The sequence below is a fragment of the Erythrobacter sp. S249 genome (assembly GCF_057364975.1).
Window position 1 is genome coordinate 2,821,183 of record NZ_CP200287.1, and the last position, 19,306, is coordinate 2,840,488.

The 19,306-nt window shown below is 60.6% G+C and carries 17 protein-coding genes; 10 read left to right on the forward strand and 7 right to left on the reverse strand.

Annotation, left to right across the window (positions count from 1 at the left end; all coding sequences use genetic code 11):
• Positions 1-362 precede the first annotated feature (362 nt).
• Positions 363-1,061 carry a hypothetical protein gene (locus tag AC0V6V_RS13340; RefSeq protein WP_486165827.1) on the forward strand — a complete coding sequence of 233 codons (699 nt, stop codon included), beginning with the start codon at positions 363-365 and terminating at the stop codon, positions 1,059-1,061.
• 25 nt (positions 1,062-1,086) lie between these two features.
• Here AC0V6V_RS13340 and astD read toward each other — a convergent pair whose 3' ends face one another.
• Both astD and AC0V6V_RS13350 read right to left on the reverse strand, forming a co-directional pair.
• Positions 1,087-2,499, reverse strand: coding sequence for a succinylglutamate-semialdehyde dehydrogenase (astD, locus tag AC0V6V_RS13345; protein ID WP_486165828.1), 1,413 nt, complete (start codon positions 2,497-2,499; stop codon positions 1,087-1,089).
• Positions 2,500-2,778: 279 nt separating this feature from the next.
• Positions 2,779-4,173 carry a protein adenylyltransferase SelO family protein gene (locus AC0V6V_RS13350; RefSeq protein ID WP_486165829.1) on the reverse strand — a complete coding sequence of 465 codons (1,395 nt, stop codon included), beginning with the start codon at positions 4,171-4,173 and terminating at the stop codon, positions 2,779-2,781.
• A gap of 83 nt (positions 4,174-4,256) precedes the next feature.
• On the opposite strand from AC0V6V_RS13350, the gene AC0V6V_RS13355 reads away from it, so the two are divergent.
• From AC0V6V_RS13355 to AC0V6V_RS13375, 5 genes are all read left to right on the forward strand, one after another.
• Positions 4,257-5,135 (forward strand): alpha/beta fold hydrolase, encoded by an 879-nt coding sequence (locus AC0V6V_RS13355; protein WP_486165830.1) that lies wholly within the window; start codon positions 4,257-4,259, stop codon positions 5,133-5,135.
• Complete coding sequence (locus tag AC0V6V_RS13360) at positions 5,132-6,283, forward strand: glycosyltransferase (RefSeq protein WP_486165831.1); 1,152 nt, start codon at positions 5,132-5,134, stop codon at positions 6,281-6,283. Before AC0V6V_RS13355 ends, AC0V6V_RS13360 begins: the two co-directional genes overlap by 4 nt.
• 148 nt (positions 6,284-6,431) lie before the next feature.
• On the forward strand, positions 6,432-7,244 hold the full coding sequence (locus AC0V6V_RS13365; protein ID WP_486165832.1) for a tetratricopeptide repeat protein: 813 nt from the start codon (positions 6,432-6,434) through the stop codon (positions 7,242-7,244).
• Positions 7,245-7,309: 65 nt separating this feature from the next.
• Positions 7,310-8,656, forward strand: a complete 1,347-nt coding sequence (locus AC0V6V_RS13370) for an outer membrane protein assembly factor BamB family protein (protein WP_486165833.1) — start codon at positions 7,310-7,312, stop codon at positions 8,654-8,656.
• Positions 8,657-8,776: 120 nt separating this feature from the next.
• Positions 8,777-10,171 carry a methyltransferase family protein gene (locus AC0V6V_RS13375; RefSeq protein ID WP_486165834.1) on the forward strand — a complete coding sequence of 465 codons (1,395 nt, stop codon included), beginning with the start codon at positions 8,777-8,779 and terminating at the stop codon, positions 10,169-10,171.
• Between the two features lie 7 nt (positions 10,172-10,178).
• Here AC0V6V_RS13375 and AC0V6V_RS13380 read toward each other — a convergent pair whose 3' ends face one another.
• Positions 10,179-11,552, reverse strand: coding sequence for a glutamate--cysteine ligase (locus AC0V6V_RS13380; protein ID WP_486165835.1), 1,374 nt, complete (start codon positions 11,550-11,552; stop codon positions 10,179-10,181).
• A gap of 63 nt (positions 11,553-11,615) precedes the next feature.
• The gene (locus AC0V6V_RS13385) at positions 11,616-12,386 is read right to left on the reverse strand and encodes a 16S rRNA (uracil(1498)-N(3))-methyltransferase (protein WP_486165836.1); all 771 of its coding nucleotides are present in this window, start codon (positions 12,384-12,386) and stop codon (positions 11,616-11,618) included.
• 38 nt (positions 12,387-12,424) lie between these two features.
• Here AC0V6V_RS13385 and ubiA point away from each other — a divergent pair, with 38 nt between their 5' ends.
• The gene (ubiA, locus tag AC0V6V_RS13390) at positions 12,425-13,327 is read left to right on the forward strand and encodes a 4-hydroxybenzoate octaprenyltransferase (RefSeq protein WP_486165837.1); all 903 of its coding nucleotides are present in this window, start codon (positions 12,425-12,427) and stop codon (positions 13,325-13,327) included.
• Between the two features lie 12 nt (positions 13,328-13,339).
• The gene (locus AC0V6V_RS13395) at positions 13,340-13,990 is read left to right on the forward strand and encodes an SOS response-associated peptidase (RefSeq protein WP_486165838.1); all 651 of its coding nucleotides are present in this window, start codon (positions 13,340-13,342) and stop codon (positions 13,988-13,990) included.
• Positions 13,991-14,036: 46 nt separating this feature from the next.
• Here the strand turns inward: AC0V6V_RS13395 and AC0V6V_RS13400 are convergent, their stop codons facing one another.
• On the reverse strand, positions 14,037-14,432 hold the full coding sequence (locus AC0V6V_RS13400) for a VOC family protein (RefSeq protein ID WP_486165839.1): 396 nt from the start codon (positions 14,430-14,432) through the stop codon (positions 14,037-14,039).
• A gap of 156 nt (positions 14,433-14,588) precedes the next feature.
• Here AC0V6V_RS13400 and soxR point away from each other — a divergent pair, with 156 nt between their 5' ends.
• Together soxR and AC0V6V_RS13410 are read left to right on the forward strand one after the other, a co-directional pair.
• A complete protein-coding gene (gene soxR, locus AC0V6V_RS13405; RefSeq protein WP_486165840.1) occupies positions 14,589-15,056 on the forward strand; it encodes a redox-sensitive transcriptional activator SoxR in 468 nt (155 codons plus the stop codon).
• Between the two features lie 261 nt (positions 15,057-15,317).
• Positions 15,318-15,893 carry a hypothetical protein gene (locus AC0V6V_RS13410; protein ID WP_486166371.1) on the forward strand — a complete coding sequence of 192 codons (576 nt, stop codon included), beginning with the start codon at positions 15,318-15,320 and terminating at the stop codon, positions 15,891-15,893.
• Positions 15,894-15,930: 37 nt separating this feature from the next.
• Here the strand turns inward: AC0V6V_RS13410 and AC0V6V_RS13415 are convergent, their stop codons facing one another.
• Positions 15,931-16,458, reverse strand: a complete 528-nt coding sequence (locus AC0V6V_RS13415) for a SixA phosphatase family protein (RefSeq protein ID WP_486165842.1) — start codon at positions 16,456-16,458, stop codon at positions 15,931-15,933.
• Between the two features lie 113 nt (positions 16,459-16,571).
• Positions 16,572-19,247, reverse strand: coding sequence for an ATP-dependent DNA helicase (locus tag AC0V6V_RS13420; RefSeq protein WP_486166104.1), 2,676 nt, complete (start codon positions 19,245-19,247; stop codon positions 16,572-16,574).
• Positions 19,248-19,306 lie beyond the last annotated feature (59 nt).

Genomic DNA, 19,306 nt, shown 5'->3' on the forward strand with positions numbered 1-19,306 from the left:
CGCGCAAAAACATGCGAGAGTGCTTTTGTTGTTGCAGCTGATCCAGGTTTCATACCCCTTGGAAGAGCAAGCAAAACACGGGGGCATGTGAGGCGCAGCGCGGTATCGCGCGGGGCGCTTCACATCCCGAAATGAAATAGACTTGAGTCATTCCCACCAATGACTCCAGCGTGGCCGCTTGCGGCCGCGGAAAGCGCTCTCTTGCTACGCGGCTTGAGGGCGTTTTCATTTGGGGCGACTGAAACGCGCAATTGGGCGCGGCAATGCTCGGTGGAAGGTGAAAATTAACCAAGATCAGCCATGAGATGAGGATGCGCGTATTCCGCCTCTCATCTGTGAACAGACGCCTGGCTAGCAAACTGATGCTGGTGCCTGGCGTGTTGGTGCTGTCGGCGTGCACGGGAGAGGCCGAGCGCACTGAAAGCCCAGTGATGCCAGACCCGGTGATCGCCCGCGCATTGAATGATCCGTTGATGGTCGATCCAGACCTTGCCTATCGCAATCAAGCTGCCGCTGCGCTTTCCACTGGCGTGGACCATGCACTGCCAGTGCTGTCAGGCAACGCGGTGATGGCGCGGCGCGCCCGCGATGAAATGCGGCTGGCGCTGCTAGACGATGGGGCGATTCTTGATTTGCCCGATATGGCTGAGGGCGAGGAAGGCGTTTCGCTGGCTGGTATTCACAATGCTGAGCAAATGGCCATCACTCACGGCGCGCCCGAAGACTGTGCGAAGCAATTGCACGCAGGTTTTATTTGGGCGGCGCGATTGGACGGTGCGGCCAGCCTGATGCCGTTTGGCCATGTCCGTGCGGCGGCGGGAGCCGAAAGTGGACAGTGCTCTATCCGCGCGGTTTCTTATCTGACCGCAGCCGAAGGCGAAGACGCGCTTCAATATCACTACAATCTGGCGCAGCGCGCGGAGCTGAACACCGATGTGTTTGCAACGCCTGAACTCGCGCTCACGGGCATGTCAGAAGACGCGCACCTTGCGGTGAATATTCGCGAGGGCGATTACGCCATACGCATTGTCGATTTGATCTATTGGAAAACGCCGCAATAGTCGCGCAGACCGCAGGCGCTTTGCGCTAATCCTTCAGGCCAATCGCGACATTGGCGCGCGGCTGCTCCATTTCCGTGCTCGCCACGGGATAGGCGCAGTAATCCGCTGCGTAAAAGGCCGCTGGACGGTGGTTGCCCGACAGGCCAATCCCGCCAAACGGCTGAGACGATGATGCGCCATTGGTCGGGCGGTTCCAATTGATAATCCCTGCCCGGACGTTGGCCCAAAATCGGCCAAAATCATCGGGATCGCCGCCAATGAGCGACGCCGACAAACCAAAGCGGGTGTTGTTGGCCTCTGCAATGGCGAGATCGAGGTCAGGCACTTTGATCACTTGCAGGATCGGGCCAAACATCTCGATATCCGGGCGATCTTCGACCTCGGTCGTGTCGATAATGCCGGGGGTTAGGAACGGTTTCTTCGCATCTGGACGCTTCAGATGCGCCAGAGGTTTGCCGCCTTGCGAGACCAAAGCCAAAAAGCCCTGTGCCAGCTTATCTGCGATATCATTGTCGATCACGCAGCCCATGAACGGTTGGGGATCAGCAAAGGGCTCATCAACGATCAGCTTGCCGGTGAGCTTCAGCAGCTCCTCCATCAACGGATCGTACATGCTTTCAGTGATGATCAGCCGCCGCGCCGCTGTGCATCTTTGCCCGGCGGTGGTGAAGGCGCTTTGCACGATCAGCGAAGCTGCGTCTGAGAGCAGCGGCGTATCTGTGACGACCAGCGGATTGTTGCCGCCCATTTCCAGCGCGACAATCTTGCCTGGGTTGGAGGCGAGGCGGCGATTGATCGCAATGCCAACCTGCGCAGAGCCAGTGAACAGCACGCCGTCCACGCCGCCGTGTCCAACCAGCGCTTTGCCTTCGTCAGGTCCGCCGACAACCATTTGCAGAACGTCCTTTGGAACGCCCACCGCATGGAAGCAATCGACCAAGGCCTGGCCGACAGCAGGCGTTTTTTCCGAGGGCTTAAAGACAATCACATTGCCCGCGATCAGGGCCGGCACAATGTGGCCATTAGGGAGATGCGCCGGGAAATTGTAAGGCCCCAGAACGGTCATAACCCCGTGGGGCTTGTGCCGAACGGCGGAGGTGCCTTGCAGCGCGCTGTCCAAGCGTTTGCGCCCGGTGCGCTCGCTATAGGCATTGGCCGAAATTTCGACCTTGTTCATCACCGCATCGACTTCGGTGCGCGCTTCCCAAAGGGGTTTGCCAGTTTCTTTGGCGATCAGAGCCGCCATGTCCTCTGAGCGAGTGCGCATTTCATTGACGAAACGGCGCATGGTCTCAATTCGCACGGCCAGCGGTGTCGCGGCCCATCCCGGCCAAGCTCGCCGAGCGCGGCTGACCGCCTCATCAACGTCACTCGCTGCGCCGCTCCAGATTTCTTCGCCCGTGGCTGGCGCATATGATGTGTAGGTTTTGTCAGTCACTGTGCAGACTTTTACTCACGTCCAGATTTTACATTACCGCGCCGCGTCAGGCTTTTTCACATGCCCGTTCACACCGCGATACCCTGGCTTCCCCCAAGCTCGTGACTTCCGTTAATTGCAATATTCGCGAAAAGATAGGGGGCAGGCACATTTCGAGCACAACCCTTTTATCAGCATTTGAATGAAAATTGCCAAAGCACCGCCCTGCGCAGTGCCACCTATCGGGAAATCAAGAGTTTATAGGGGTTTGGTTAGCGCATTCGAAACCAGTGTAAACTGTTAGGAGCCGGCTGGTCTTGGCGCTTCGCCATGCGCGCTGCCCATCTCGCGCAGCGCGGCAATTTTTACGTGGAACGGCCCCCAATCGTCACCCTCATCGATCGCCGCCCAGATCGCTTCAACATCTTCGACCAGCATGGTTTGCGCGGCGTCACCCTGCCAATAGGAATGCTCGCTGCTAACGGGCTCATAACCGGCAAAGGCGTCGGCCAGTTCACCGTCTGCTCCGCGTCCGCCGCGATGCGCAAAGAAGAACACATCAGGCTGAGCGTTCTGCTCGCGCATGGACTTCTCGCAGGCTGCAACAAGCTGAGTGTCCGCCTCCGTCCCGCGCGGCTCCAAGCCCAATCGCCAGCACCAACGGCGCGCGACCGCCTGCATATAAAGCTCGCCATAGCGATTGAGCGCCGCGATCAGTGGCTCGCTATCCGCCACCAACCGCAGGGCAACCGCCAATTGCCCGCAATTCCAATGCAGGGCCTCTGGTTGTCGGCCAAAGGCATAGAGACCCCCATGATCGAAATAGGCTGCGGTAAAGCTCGGATCCCACGTCGGCAGCCAGCGCCATGGGCCATAGTCAAAGCTCTCGCCCGTCACATTCATGTTGTCGGTGTTGAGCACGCCGTGGACGAAGCCCGCGACCATATAGCTGGCGGCCAGGTCAGCCATTCGCTCGACCACCTGATGCATCAGGATAATCGCTGGCTCATCGCGACCGGGCGCATCATCGGGCGGCATTGGACCGGGGAAATGATCCAAGCAATAGCTGATAAGCGCCTGCATTTGCTCAGGCTCTTCATGGGCGAGTAGTCGCTGGAACGTGCCGATGCGGACGTGTGAATGCGACAGCCGCACCATCATGGCTGATCGGGTGGGAGAGGGTTCGTCATCACGCCACAGCTGTTCGCCTGTCTCAATCACCGAGAAGGTCTTGGATGTGTTGACGCCCAGAGCCTCCAGCATTTCGGTCGCCAGTACTTCGCGCACCGCGCCTTTCAGCGTCAGCCGACCATCGCCATTGCGGCTGTAGGGGGTGGGGCCTGTGCCCTTGGTCCCCAGATCGAGCAAACGGCCATCGCTGCTGCGCAGCTGAGCCGCCAGAAAGCCGCGTCCATCGCCAATGTCAGGATTGTAATTGCGAAACTGGTGGCCGTGATATTTCAGCGCGAGCGGCTGCTTAAGGTTGCCCTCGAGCGGTTCAAACCGGGCGAAATGCGCGGTCCATTGATCATCGCTTAGGTCCGACAATCCGACCGCCGCCGCCCAGCGATCATTGCGAAAGCGTATCTCAGTCTTGGGAAAGTCAGCAGGGCGCACCGGAGAGCCCAGCCAATCGGCCAGCGCATCAATTGCAGTGTCGGGCCGATAATCGGCGGCTTGCGGTTCGGCTCGCATGCCGCGATAAGTGGGCGCAAGCAGCCAGCGGCGCAAGCGTCACCTGGCAATAAAGACTGCATTTGAAGGATTAATGCCCGCTCATGGAGAGCCTTTACCAGGACCGCTACTGGACCAGCAGCGACGGCCTCACCCTGCATTACCGCGATTACGCTGGCCCCGATGCGGGGGATGGCGACGGCGCTCGCCCGCCGATTCTGTGCATGCATGGCCTGACCCGTAATGCGCGTGATTTTGAAGGCTTGGCTGAGCATTTGGCGGCCACACACCGTGTGATTGTGCCGGAGATGCGCGGGCGTGGAATGAGCGATCATGCGTCCAATTCCGCCAGCTATTCGCCCGTCACCTACGTCGCCGACGTGGAAAAACTGCTGAGCGAGGAGGGGATTGAGCGCTTCATCGCCATCGGCACCTCAATGGGCGGGCTGATGACGATGATGATGGCCAGCAAAGATGCGGGCCGGATCGCAGCCGCATTGCTGAATGATATCGGGCCGGAGATTGATCCGGCAGGTCTGGAGCGGATTGGCGGCTATGTCGGTCAGCAGCGCAGCTATCCCACATGGATGCATGCCGCGCGCTCGATGCAGAGTGTGCACAGCGTCGCCTTTCCCGACTATGATCTCGATCAGTGGTTGGCGATGGCGAAGCGCACAATGGTGGTGAGCCAGAATGGCCGAATCAGCTATGATTACGACATGGCGATCGCGGATCCGTTCAGCGAGCCGGGCAATGCCGCCCCGCCTGATCTGTGGCCGGCCTTTGAGGCGCTAAGCAGTGTGCCAATGGTATTGGTGCGCGGCGAATTGTCCGACCTCCTGTCGGTGGAGACAGTTTCCAAAATGGCGGCAAAGCATTCTGCAATGACGAGTGTGACTGTGCCGCGCGTCGGCCACGCGCCGACGCTCGATGAGCCGGAAGCGCGCGCTGCGATTGATGCTCTGCTGGGACAAACCGCATGAGCAAGAAAGCGAGCAAAAGCAGCACTGTGCTGCGCGTTTTGCATTGCCATTCAACATTTGCGCCGGGCGGCAAAGAGCTGCGCGCGACGGGCCTGATGAACGCCTTTGGCGGCAAGCTCAGGCATTCGATTGTCTCTGGCGTGCCGGATCGACTCGGCGCGAAAGATAGCATCGCAAAGGGCGTGGCGGTTGATTTTCCCAAAGACTTCCCATCGCTCACCGGCTGGCCATCGCCGTCGCGCTTGCAAAAGATCGCGCGCGCGATGCTGCCCTATGATCTCGTGCTGACCTATAATTGGGGGGCGATGGATGTGGTGATGGCGCGCACCGCGTTCAGCAATGCCTTCGATCTGCCGCCGTTGATCCACCATGAGGATGGCTTCAACGAGGACGAGGCGAAAGAGCTGAAAAGGCGGCGCAATTGGTATCGCCGGATCGCTTTGGGCAAAGCGGCAGGTCTCGTCGTGCCTTCGCGCACGCTGGAGAAAATTGCAGCCGAGGTGTGGGATCAGCCGGCCTCTCGCATTGTGCGGATTCCTAACGGGGTGGACACCTTGTCCTTTGCCAACACGCCACGTGCCGATGCGCTGCGGGTGGTGAAACACAAGGGCGAGCAATGGGTCGGCACGCTCGCTGGACTGCGCCCGGTAAAACAGCTGACCATGCTGGTTGAGGCGTTTTCTGGTCTGCCTGAAAACTGGCAGCTGGTCATCCTAGGCGAGGGGCCAGACAAAGACGCAATTCGCGCCGCCGCAGATAAGTTAGAGATCAGCCACCGTGTGCACCTGCCCGGCAAAGTCGCCGATCCGGCAAGCGCCGTGGGCCTATTCGATATTTTCGCATTGTCCTCCAAGAGCGAGCAATTCCCGCTCTCCGTAGTCGAGGCAATGGCGGCGGGTGTGCCCGTTGCCGCGCCCAATGTTGGCGACATCCGCAGCATTGTGAGCGAGGCCAATCATCCTTTCATCTGTGTGCCGGGTGACGCGGCTGCGCTCGGCCATATGCTCAAGGAACTGGCCGAAAAGCTGGAATTGCGCAGCGAAATTGGCGAGGCCAATCGCAAGAAAGCGCTGGCTCAGTTTGACCGTGCGCGCATGATTGAAAGCTACCGCGCGCTCTATTCCAGCGCGATGGGGCGCGAGATTTAACCGCCCAGGCCGCGCGCTTGCTTAACCTGCGGTTCAACTCCAATCCGCTCAACTATGGGGACAGGCTGCAACGGCCATTGCGGTTGCTGCAATGCGCCCCTAAAAGCGCGGTCAGCTAAAGAACCAACGCATTTTGGAAAGGGCCCCCGTGGCGCTGAACCCTACTGACGGAAAATCTCCTAAAGACGATAAGGCAGCAAAGAAAGCGGCAGAAGACGAAGTCATTCTGCGCGAGATCGATGAGGCCGTTCGCAAGGATGATTTGGAGCAATTCGGCAAGAAATACGGCACCGTTCTAATCGGCGGTGTGACGGCGATTCTGCTCGCTTTTGGCGGCTATCTGTTTTGGGATAGCCAGCAGGAAAAGGCGCTTGAGGAGCAATCAGAATTGCTGACCCGGGCGCTGGATCAGGCCGAGGCTGGCGAATTCGCCGCAGCCAGCGAAGTGGCATCAGAGCTGCCCGCTGATAGCGGCCCTGGCGCTCAGGCAAGCGCGCTGATGCTGCAAGCCAGCGCGGCTCTGGAGCAAGGTGACACGGCGAAAGCGGTTGAATTGTTCGGTCAATTGGCCGCTGATGCAGACGCGCCGCCCGCCTTGCGCAGCCTCGCCACTATTCGCGAAGTTGCCAGCAATTTTGATGAGCGCGAGCCGGCCGATGTGATCGCCAAGCTCAGCGATTTGGCTGTCCCCGGCAATGCCTTTTTTGGCAGCGCGGGCGAGCTGACCGCGATGGCGCATATGAAGGCCGGCGATGATGCGGCAGCCGGCGCGATGTTCGCGGCGATTGCGAAGCAAGACGGCGTGCCAGAAACACTGCAAGCCCGCGCCCGGCAAATGGCCGGTCTGCTGGGTGTGGACGCAATCGAAGATCCAGAAGAACTGCTCGTTGAAGAAGGCGTTCTGGATCCTGACGGTGGAGCTCCTGTGGGCGCGCCTGCTGGCGCACCAACGGGGCCGTAAAGCGAATTGCAATAGGGATAGGGTGCGCGGATTTTCGCGGCACAAATGGTCTGATTGGACGGATGATGACGACGGTTAAACACACAACACGCATGGCTCTTCTCGGCGGCGCAATAGCTGCTGTCTTGAGCGGTTGCAGCGGCGGCCTGTTCGGCGGCGGCGATAAAAAGGCGACCCCAACCATTGGCGAGCGCACTCCGATCCTTTCGCGGATTGAGAGCGGGGCAAGCGTTGATCCGACCTTGGCTCAAGTGACCGTGGTGCTGCCTCCGGCGCAGACCAACACCGAATGGGCGCAGGTTGGCGGCTCCGCAGCGAAATCATACGGCCACCTCACATTGTCTGAAACACCGACAAAGGCGTGGACCGCCAGTATCGCTGGCGCAACCGACCGCGTGCGGCTCGCCGCAGCCCCGGTTGTTGGCGGCGGCTCGCTGTTTGCGGTTGGCTCTGACGGGGCGATCCACAGTTTCGATGCGAAGACTGGCGCTCAGCGCTGGGAAGTCGCGCCATCGATGGAAGACAATTTGCGCTCCGCGGCCTTTGGCGGCGGGGTCAGCTATGCTGGCGGCCGGGTCTATGCGACCAATGGCACGGGCGATGTAAAGGCGCTGAACGCAGACACTGGCGAAGTGATCTGGAGCGTTAAACCTTCAGGCCCGCTGCGCGGTTCGCCAACGATTGCGTTCGGCCAAGTTTATGTGATGACGCAGGACAACCAAGTGATCGCGCTTGATGCGAACTCTGGCGAACTGCTGTGGAACGATTCGGGTTCAGCAACGCAGGCGGGCGTATTCGGCGTGGCGGCCCCGGCGGCTGGCCAGGGCACAGTGATCGCTGGCTATTCCAGCGGCGAATTGTCGGCCTATCGCTATGAGAATGGCCGCACCTTGTGGTCTGATGCGCTGTCGCGCACGAATATCTCGACCCAGGTTGGCTCGCTGACCGATATTGACGCCGATCCGATCATCGATTCTGGCCGCGTTTATGCACTTGGCCAAGGCGGGCGGATGGCCGCTTATGAGCTGGTCACTGGACAGCGCATTTGGGAACTGAACCTAGCGGGTATCTCCACCCCGTCGATTGCGGGGGAGTGGATTTTCACCCTTACCGATGATGCGCGCCTGCTGGCGATTGCGCGTTCAACTGGGCGCGTGCGTTGGATCACTCAGCTGCCAAGCTTCCGCGACGAAGAAAAGAAGAAGGATGCGATCTTCTGGACCGGCCCGGTTTTGGCTGGCGGTCAATTGTGGGTCGCAAGCTCGCGCGGTGCGCTTTACCGGGTTAGCACGGGCGAGGGTTCAGCCCAGGCGTTTGCAGAACTCAAAGATCCGGTCAGCCTGCCGCCCATCGTGGCAGATAACATGCTGTATTTGCTCGACGATAGCGGCACAATTCACGCTTGGAGGTAAGCCAACAGGCCGCGAACCTGCGGCAGGCACGTTAACCATTTGAGGCGCGCTGTTCCTAAGCGGGACGGCGCGCTCAATCTATCAAAGCTGTTAACTCATTCGCGCTAGGGGCGAAGCTCCATGAGTGCGACCGCGAACGATATCGGCGATAATGCCCTGACGCAGGCCAAGGTTTTGCCTGCCAGTGACGTGTCTGCTGGCGTTGGTCTGGCCGGTCTGCTGGGCCTGTTCGTATGGCTGCTGTTCTGCCGCACTTACCCGATCACCGCTGATTTTCTGAACCTGCCTGGCCAGCGCGGCGTATTGTCTGGTCCCTATGCGGCGCTGACTGCGATGCTGTTCACCGCTGGACCAATGGCGATTTGGTCTGTCTTGGTTGACCGAGTGCATTTGCGCCCCTCAACCGGGCTTGATTGGTCGAACAAGCGCGCGGTGTCCGACATTCTCGATGTGTCGATTGTGAAGATCGCCGGGCTATGGGCGACCTGGGCCATTATCGGCGGGCTGTATTGCCTCGCGCGGTGGTATTGGAGCGGGCAGTATCTGTTCGCTATGGAAGTGCTGGCATTTGCGGCTATTCCGCTGGTGGTGCTGTCCGTGCCTTATGTGATCTGGCTCGATAGCTACATGGTCAATCCGCGCGATGGCGCATGGCATTTTGGGGCCATGCTGATCGGGCGTGAGGCGTCCGACCTAGAGCAGGTCAAAAAGCACTGGCGCGCGTGGATTATCAAGGGCTTCTTCGGCGCTTTTATGATCTCCATTTTGCCCGGCGGCTGGGCGCAGATTGTCGAGGCGGATATCGCCGCGATTGTCAGCAATCCGGTTGAGCTGGGCTTGATCCTGATCGCCCTGCTGTTTGTGATCGACGTGCAGATCGGCACGGTTGGCTATCTCTTCACCATGCGGCCGCTCGATGCGCACATCCGCTCTGGCAATCCGTTTCTCGCTGGCTGGCTGGCGGCGCTGATCTGCTATCCGCCGTTTGTGTGGGGCATTATCGGCAATGGTCAGGTGCTTAGCTACGAACACAATGTCGCAGGCTGGGGGCACTGGTTTGATGGCAATTCGGCGATGCTGTGGGCTTGGGCCGTGTGGCTCGTCTTCCTCACCGGGGTTTATGCCTGGGCGACGGTCGCGTTTGGCATTCGCTTCTCCAATCTCACCTATCGCGGCGTGCTGACCAATGGGCCGTATCGCTTTACCCGGCACCCGGCGTATCTCAGCAAGAACCTGTTCTGGTGGTGCTCGGTCATGCCGTTTCTCGTCACCAATGGATCGATGACGGATGCGATCCGCAACACGTTCTTCCTGCTGGCAGTGAATGCAATCTACTATTGGCGCGCGCGCACGGAAGAGGCGCATCTGCTGGCCGAGGATCCGAAGTACCGCGAGTATTACGACTGGATGGAAGTGCACGGGGTCATCACCTCGCGCCTTGCACGGCTCAAGCGCTTTGCACTTCGCCGCGGACGGCGCAGTGCCGAAGGCGCGGCCGCGGAACCCGCCGAATAGGATCCAACTAGAAGCTGTGTTCGTAGACGCGGGTGATGTCGCCGTTCCACTCGCCATGATAGAGATCGAGCAGGCGCTGGGCTGGCACTTTGCCGCTGGCGACGATTTCATCGAGCGTTTCGAGGAAGCCGGTTTCATTGTCGCCGCTGGAATTGAGCGCAGCGCGCGATTTGAGGCCTTGCCGCGCAATTGCCAGAACGTCGCGGCCCAAATCCTGCATCGTGCCTTTTCCGCCGGGCAGCGGGGTGTCGAGCGCCAGTTTCGGTGCGCCATCGCGCAGCGCCGCGCGCTCTTCCATTGACCAGTCTTTGACCAGATCCCATGCGGCATCGAGGGCCCCCTGGTCATACAGCAGGCCGACCCAGAACGCGGGCAGGGCGCAAATTCGGCTCCACGGGCCGCCATCGGCGCCGCGCATTTCTAGGAAGCTCTTGAGGCGCACTTCTGGGAAGGCGGTCGAGAGATGGTCCCACCAATCGCTTTGCGTCGGGCGTTCGCCGGGTAGAGCGGGGAGTTTGCCGTCCAGAAAATCGCGGAAGGATTGGCCCGCCGCATCGATATATTTCCCGTCGCGAAACACGAAATACATCGGCACATCGAGCATATATTCCGCCCAGCGCTCATAGCCAAAGCCATCCTCAAACACGAACGGCAGCATGCCAGTGCGATGCGGATCGGTGTCGGACCAGATATGGCTGCGAAAAGACAGATATCCGTTGGGCTTGCCCTCCGTGAATGGCGAGTTCGCAAACAGCGCCGTCGCCAGCGGTTGCAGCGCCAGACCGGTGCGGAATTTCTGCGCCATATCGGCCTCTGACGAATAGTCGAGATTGACCTGAATGGTGCAGGTTCTCAGCATCATATCGAGGCCGAGATTGCCGACTTTCGGCATGTGCCGCATCATGATGCCATAGCGGCCTTTAGGCATCACGGGCAGTTCTTCGCGGGTCTTGTCCGCCCACATGCCAAGGCCGAGGAACCCAACGCCGCAGCGCTCGCCCACTTGCTTGACTTGCTCAAGATGGCGACCGGTTTCTGCGCAGGTTTGGTGCAGATTGGTGAGCGGCGCGCCCGATAATTCCAGCTGACCCGCAGGCTCCAGGCTAACCGCGCCATCCGCGCCCTTCAGCGCAATGACATTGCCGTTTTCCTCAACCGGCTCCCAGCCGAACTCACGCATATTCATCAGCATGTCGCGGATGCCGCAGGGCTCATCATAGGACGGTGCGCGCAAATCATCGCGCTTATAGACGAGCTTTTCATGCTCGGTGCCGATCCGCCAGTCGCCTTTGGGCTTCTCGCCGCCAATCATTGGGGCAACCAATTGGTCGATGGATTCGATGATGGGGTCTTGATCCCCACTGGCCTCGCGCGTGCTCATGCGAGTTGCCTTAGAAAACCCAATTGCTGCTGGGAAGATAAAATTGAGTTTTGTGCAAGCAAGTCATTCTACCCCGTCCCAGTCACCGGCCTCTGCCATCCACACCGATAGAGCGGCGATTGCGGCGGTTTCTCCGCGTAAAATGCGTGGGCCCAGGCTGATGGCTGTTGCCTGCGGGTGGGCGCGAATGGCCTCACGCTCTGCATTGTCAAACCCGCCTTCTGGACCGATTAGAATGGCCGCTGCGCCGTCGTGATAGACGAAGGCATCAGCCGCGAGTTCACCGCCTGTCTCATCCGCGAAGAACAGCGCGCGGTCCGTGGGCCAATCGCGCAGCATCGCCTCTAGTTTCAGCGGGGCCTCCAATTCGGGCAGGGCAGTGCGAGCGCATTGCTCCGCAGCCTCGATGGTGAGCGCCCGGGCGCGGTCCAGATTGAGCTTATCTGCGACGCAGCGACGCGTTATGACCGGCTGGATCCGCGCCGCGCCCAGCTCTGTTGCTTTCTCCAGCACCATGTCGAAGCGGTCTTTCTTTAGGAGGGCCGGACACAGCCACAGATTGGGCACGTCTTCACGCGCCCTCAGCTGCTCTGCGACCTCCAGCGTCACATCCCGCTTGCCAGCATCCACCACCCGGGCGGCCCATTCTCCGGTCACATTGTCGCACAGGATCACAGCATCGTCTGCGCCAACGCGCATGACCCGGGCGAGGTAATGCCCCTGATTGCCGTCCAGCCTCAGCACCGCCCCGATAGAAAGCGCGTCCTCGACAAACAGGCGCGGGGCGCTGCGCGGGGGCCAGGCGGGGGTTTTTGGATCATGTGTTGCTGTCATGGCTTTGCACTAGTCGCGCCCGCCGCTAGTGAGCAAGTGTGAGTGAGAACATCGTCCCTGATAGCGAGCATCGCGGCCTTATAGCCCGCCTGCCGCAAGTGCCGCGTGATCTGGCGCAACTGGCGCGTTTTGACAGACCGATCGGCTGGTGGCTGCTGTTTTGGCCCTGCGTGTTTGGCGTTTGGCTGGCTGGGGCGGGGGCGCAATTTGCGCTGCTCGGCTGGATGTTGCTGGGCTCGATTGCAATGCGCGGCGCGGGCTGTGTCTACAATGATATCGTCGATGCTGATCTCGATAAGCAGGTTGAGCGTACGGCTCTACGCCCGGTGGCGAGCGGGCGCATTTCGAAAAAGTCGGCGTGGGCCTGGCTGATCGCGCTGTGTCTGGTCGGTCTTGTGGTGCTCCTGCAACTCAGGCTTGAGGCGCAATTGGTCGCCTTGGCCAGCCTTGCCTTGGTCGCAGCCTATCCGTTTATGAAGCGCATCACCTGGTGGCCGCAGGCGTGGCTGGGCATGGTGTTCACTTGGGGGCTTCTGGTCGGCTGGGTGAACCTGCGCTTCGACAATTGGGACATGCTCGCCGCCGTCTATGCGGGCTGTATCGCCTGGGTGATTGGGTTCGACACGATCTATGCCTTGCAGGACCGCGAAGACGATGCGCTGGTTGGCATCCGCTCATCCGCTTTGCGCATGGGCGCCAAAGTGAAGGGCGGGGTCGCGGGATTTTACGCCGCGACCATCGCGCTGTGGGCGCTTGGGTTCTGGCTGTACCGGCCAGACTGGATTGCCTTGCTCGCGCTGGTGCCGGTCGCTTTGCATCTGCTGTGGCAGGTTTCCACCCTCGATCCCGAAGACCCTGAGAACCCGCTCGCCCGGTTTCGCTCCAATCGCTTGGCAGGCGCGCTGATGGCGGCGGCGTGCTTTGTGGTCGGCAATGCGTAAGGCGCGCAGGTAATGTGCAACCTCTACCGCATGACCAAGGGCAACGTCGAGGTGGCCAATTGGTTTGCGGCGATCGAAGCATTGGGCGGCGCGAATTTCGGCAGCGAGGTCTATCCCGGATATCCCGGCGCAGTAGTGGCCGAGGGGAAGCTCACCCAGATGAGCTGGGGCTTTCCATTGGTGATGAAGGGCAAGAGCGGCAAGCCGCTCAAGCCCAAGCCGGTGAACAACGCCCGCCAAGACAAGCTCAAAAGCTATTTCTGGCGGGCGTCATTTGAAGAGCGCCGCTGCTTGATCCCGGTCACCGCATGGGCGGAGGCGCAAGGGGCCAAAGGGGCGATGACGCGGACATGGATGTCGCTGCCCGATAGCGAATTGTTCGCCTGTGCGGGCGTGTGGCGGCAAAGCGACGAGTGGGGCAATTGCTACTCCATGGTGATGACCGACAGCGCTGGGCCAGCCGCAGAGGTGCACAGCCGGATGCCCGTGGTACTGCGGCGCGAAGATTACAGCGTCTGGCTGTCCGGCTCTCCGTCGGAGGCTTTTGGCCTTTGCCGAGCCTGGAACGGGGCCATTACGATTGACCACACGGATGAGAGCTGGACCCGCAAGGTGAGCGGCGCGGGCGAAGTCTCCAAGCCAGTGCAATCGAGCTTGTTCTGACGGTCAGGCGGCGGGCCGAACATGGGTTCACGCAGCATTGGCTCGTTCATGACGCGGCCTCCGCTGCATAGCTGACCACTTCAAATTCGATCCCGTCCCAGTCGAAGAAATAGAAGCGTTTGCCCGGCTCATAATCGTCATGGCCAAAGGGTTTGAGGCCTACGCCCGCGACCACTTTTTCCGCCGCCGCCAGATCATCCACGAGCAGGCCGATATGGTTGAGCGGCTCCCCCTTGGAGTAATCGCCGGTCACATGATCACCGGTGTAAAGCGCGAGATAGGTCTGACCATTTTCTGGGTCGCCAACATGGATTGAGCGGCCATATTTTTGGCTGGGGCCGCGCCAGCGCTCTCGCCAGCCGAGCAATTGCTTGAACAGATCGGCGCTGCGTTCAGGATCCGTCACCGAGATATTGGCGTGTTCAATTTGTCCTTTTGGCATACCTGCCTCCTGTTTGATTTGGGTCGATTTGCCCGTTTCTTTCGCGGGTGATGGGAGGGCCGGCTGCGCCTTGGCGACGAGGCCCGAATTACCGAACTTCACAATTCTGCAACCTCAAGCTAAGTTGAGGTCAAGCTATTTTGAGAAAGGTTGAATATGACCGATCAAACACGCGCCAAGACGCTGCGCAAAAGTGATCTGATCCCGATTGGCGAGATGGCGCGCCGCACGGGGCTGTCGGTGTCTGCGATCCGGTTTTATGAAGAGCGCGGGCTGGTGGAGCCGATCCGGACCAGCGGCAATCAGCGCCGCTTCCTGCGCTCTGACATTCGCCGCTTGAGCTTCATTCTGATCGCTCAGCAATTGGGTCTGGCGCTGGGTGAGATTGAGCATCAGCTCGCAAAATTGCCGCTGGGACGCACACCGAACGCGCGCGATTGGAACGCGATCAGCAAGTCTATTCGCGCAGAGCTGGACGCCAAGATCGCTCAGCTAGAGCGTACGCGCGACACGCTGGATGGTTGCATTGGCTGCGGCTGCTTGAGCCTGAAGAAATGCGAGCTCTACAATCGCGGGGATCACTTGGCCGCGAAGGGCGCGGGGCCGCGCAAGGTGCTGGGCTAGATGCGGTCCTCCATTAAGAGCGCTCCTGCCTTGTGTGAGCTGCCCGCTGACGGGATAGGCACTGTTTCAGCGCTGTTAATGGATGCGGTGGCTTAGCTTCTCAATTCAGGACCTGATACAGAGCTCTACAGGCGGTCGGCGGACTGCGGGACTCCGGATCAAGTCACAAGCGTCGGTTGACCCAGCACTCGTCGTTGTCACTGGGAACACCGGAATTTGGGCTTACTCGTGAAGAACACCGCTTTTGCGTAGGGGAACAAGATGTTCAAAAAATTCAATTTAGTGGTTTTCCCGCTTCTCGCCTGTCTGGCGGCACTAAGCTCGGTATTCTTGGTCGCCCCAGAGGCAGCAAACGCGACAGAACGGGAAAGAGAAATAACCTCATGGAGCATCGCCTATAGTGGTGGGTGGGCTATTGGCGGGGGAGCTGGGTTTGCGCCTCGCGATGTGGTCAATTCCGTTTCGATGAGGCGCAACGATGGAAGCTATGACGTGTTCGTTCACTACACACTCTGCTCCATCTGCGTCAGAACATTTCCCAAAACGTCCTACTTCTCCGTGGACGAAGATAAAGCGCAGCAGATCGCCGCGCTTGTAGACGAGGCTCAAATCAAGGCAGCTTTGGAACAGCCTTGCACATTACCCTCGGCAAATGCCCGATTGAGCAAAGTAACTGTAAAGCTGGATCCTCCACCAGCGGGATCTGCTCCCTTCGCGTATGACATATTGCTTGGCTGCCAATCGCCTGAACTGGATGAAGTCAGGGGCAATCTGGATGCTGCGATGAAGCTTTTTTCGCTATGGATGGAAGAACATGAGAGCCAACCCAAGCCTTAGCTCTCAGATATCAAGCCTGATAAACGCAAAGCTCGCCCTAGAATTCTGGCCCGAGGTCCGGGTCCAGATCGCGCGGGCGAGCGAAATGGATCAGCGTCGCGCAGTGCTTTTTCAGGTCTGACCAATCGTCAATCTCGCATTCGAGGACGGCATAGGTCGCGGTCGGAAACTTCACCGAGGCTTCTTTGAACAGATCGTTTTCGCGGGCTGGCGAGACGAGGTCGAACAGCACTTCCTGCAGGCCGGGATTGTGACCTGAGATCAGCACTTTGTCATGCGCGCCGCCATGTTCCTCCACCACTTCAAGAATGGTTTCAGAGCTGGCGAGATAGAGCCGGTCGTCAAACACTGGCTCTAGCTTGGGGAGTGAGACTTCAATCGTGCGTTTTACCCGCTCCGCAGGGCTGGCGATCAGGGTGTCCCACGCGATCCCGTGATCCTTGATATGCGCGCCGATCACGCCTGCGCCTTTGCGCCCGCGATCATTGAGCGTGCGGTCAAAATCACGCTTGGCCATGTCGTCCCAATCGGACTTTGCATGGCGGAGGAGCCCGAGCAGTTTCATCGGCTCCTCTCAACACGGCAATTATGCCTGTGTAAAGCAATTGCGCATCGCAAGCGGCCTGCGTCTCAGGAATTTTGTGCCCGCATTCGTATGCGAAGCTTTAGGGTCAGGGCCTAGCCGAATGGGATGTAGTCGTCGCCAATATCATCAGGCGCGGGGGAGGGTGCCGCTTCGGTCGCGGGGGCGCCGCTGGGCGCACCCGCTTTGATCCGCTCCAATGCCTCGTCCAGGGTCAGGCGCGTGACCGGTGTGCCTTCGGGAAAGGCACTGAGCAGGCGGCTGGGGAAGGCGGCGGAGAGCACCACAAAGTGGCCCGCATCGTCCTTGCCTCGGATCAACCGGCCAAATGCCTGAGCCAGGCGCGCACGGATGATCCGGTCGTCATATTTGCTCCCCTGTCCGGCGGCGCGGCGGGCCTTGTGCAAGATGTCGGGCCGCGGCCATGGCACTTGCTCCATCACCACGCATCGGAGCGAGCGCCCCGGCACGTCCACGCCGTCGCGCAGGGCATCTGTGCCGAGCAGGCTGGCGCGCGGATCATCGCGAAAGATATCGACCAAAGTGCCGGTGTCGATCGGGTCAACATGCTGAGCATAAATCGGCAAGCCTGCCCGGGCGAGTCGGTCTGCAATCCGGCCATGCACCGCGCGCATACGGCGGATCGCGGTGAACAGGCCGAGCACGCCGCCATCCGATGCCTCGATCAGTTTTGAGTAGGCTCCCGCAAGGCCGGGTAAATCGCCTTTCTTGATATCGGTGACGATCAAAACCTCGGCGCGGTTCGCGTAATCAAACGGGCTGGTCGCCGCCGACATCAGCGGCTCGCTCTCTATGTATTCCGCGCCAGAGCGGGCGATGGCGGGTGCCCATGCCTCGGTCTCGCTCGCTTCTTCGCTGACCCGGTCGGTCAGCGTGGCGCTGGTCAGCATGACGCCGTGGGCAGGCTCCAGCACGGTTTTTGCAAAGGGCTTCATAGGGTCGAGCCAGCGGCGGTGAATGCCAATGTCAAACTCGCGCGCATCGCTACGCTCGACCGACAGCCAATCGACGAATTCCGGGTCCGCCGGTCCGCCCAGCCGCTCCAACAAAGCGGCCCATGCGCCGAGCAGATCTATTCGCCAGCTTAAGGAGAACCGCGCGCCTTCGATCCGCTGGCGTCCCTGACCATCGAGCCAATCCGGCGGGTCCGCCATGATCGCCTCCAGCCGGGTGCCGAGCTTAATGAGCGGGGTGCGAATGTTCGCCAACGCTTCGCCCGCGACCCCGGCGGCCTCTATCAATTCACCCGGCAGGCCCGATGCCTCGGTCTCAATTCCATAGCCCGCATCAACCCCGCCGCTTTCATCGCGGGCATAGGTTGCCGCGCGCACCTGAGCGAGCAGCGCCTCCAGCGGACCAGCGGGTTCGCCCTCATTAAGGCGTTGGAGCCAGCCATCAGCGGGCAGTAAAGTCGCCGCTTCCACCGCGTCTTCAATCGCAATGCCGCCCTCGTCATCATAGCTGGCGATATCGGCGAGGCGCGCAGACAGCCCGCGTCTGCGCCCGCGATTTTTGCGTTCCGGGCCCAGTATCCAGCGGCGCAGCTCAATCGCTTCCTGGCCGGACAAGACGGCGGCGAAGGTCGAATCAGCCGCTTCGAACACATGGTGCCCCTCGTCAAAGACGATGCGGGTGGGGCGCATGGCGTGATCGCGGCCGCGCGCGGCATTGACCATGACGAGCGCATGGTTGGCGATGACGAGGTCGGCCTGCGCGCTGTTGCGGCTGGCGCGTTCAATGAAGCATTTGCGGTAATGCGGGCACCCGGCATAGACACACTCGCCGCGCTGATCGGTCAGGGCTGCGATCCCGCGTTTGCGGAACAATGTGCCGAGCCAGCCGGGCAAATCGCCGCCGATCATATCGCCGTCTTGGCTAAACGCCGCCCAGCGCCCGACCAATTGCGCCAGGATCGCGGGGCGCCCGGAAAAGCCGCCTTGCAGCGCGTCCTCCAGATTGAGCAAGCAGAGGTAATTCTCGCGGCCCTTGCGCACCACAACGGGCGGCGTTCCATCCGGGCGTTTCGCGGGCCATGCGCGCCGGCTTTCGCTGCGCAATTGCCGCTGCAGGTTCTTGGTAAAGGTAGAGACCCAAACGGTCCCGCCTGCCGCGCCCGCCCATAAGGATGCAGGCGCGAGATAGCCCAATGTCTTGCCGATACCGGTGCCCGCCTGCGCCAGCGCCAGATGCGGCACCTCGCGCTTGTCACGCGGGGAGAAAATGCGCGCGGCGTCCTTTGCATAGGCCTGCTGACCCTCGCGCTTTTCGGAGCCTTCGCCGGTCAGCTGATCGAGCTGCTGCAGCACCGCCTCTGGGGGCAGATCAACCTGGCGCGGCGGCGCGCGTTCGGCTGCTTCCTCCCATTCGGGCAGCTTTGCGAACAGCCATTTTTCCGCCTTTTGCGGGCGCGCAATATGCGGCTTGATCACGCCCGCCCATTGCCAGCGCAGCCGCTCCAGTGATTGTAGTACGCTCCACGCGCCTTCGCGCTCAAACCACTCGGGATCCTCACAAGCGGCGATCAAAGCGGCCCCGGCGGTCTGCAAGAATGCGGGCACATCCTCGTCCGCCGCCGGTTCGTCGATCTCCAAGGCCTGCGCGAGGCCGCGCGGGGTCGGCACGCAAAACCGCGCTGGATGGACGAAGGCGAACAATTCAAGCAGGTCGAGCCCGGACAGATCGGGATAGCCCAGCCGGTTGGCGACCAGCGGTGCGTTGAGGATTAGCACCGGCGTGTCTGCCGCCGCCATGATCGCATCGCCTTTTGACACGGCCCCTGTCTCACCGCCGGGCGAGCGCAGCCAATTGC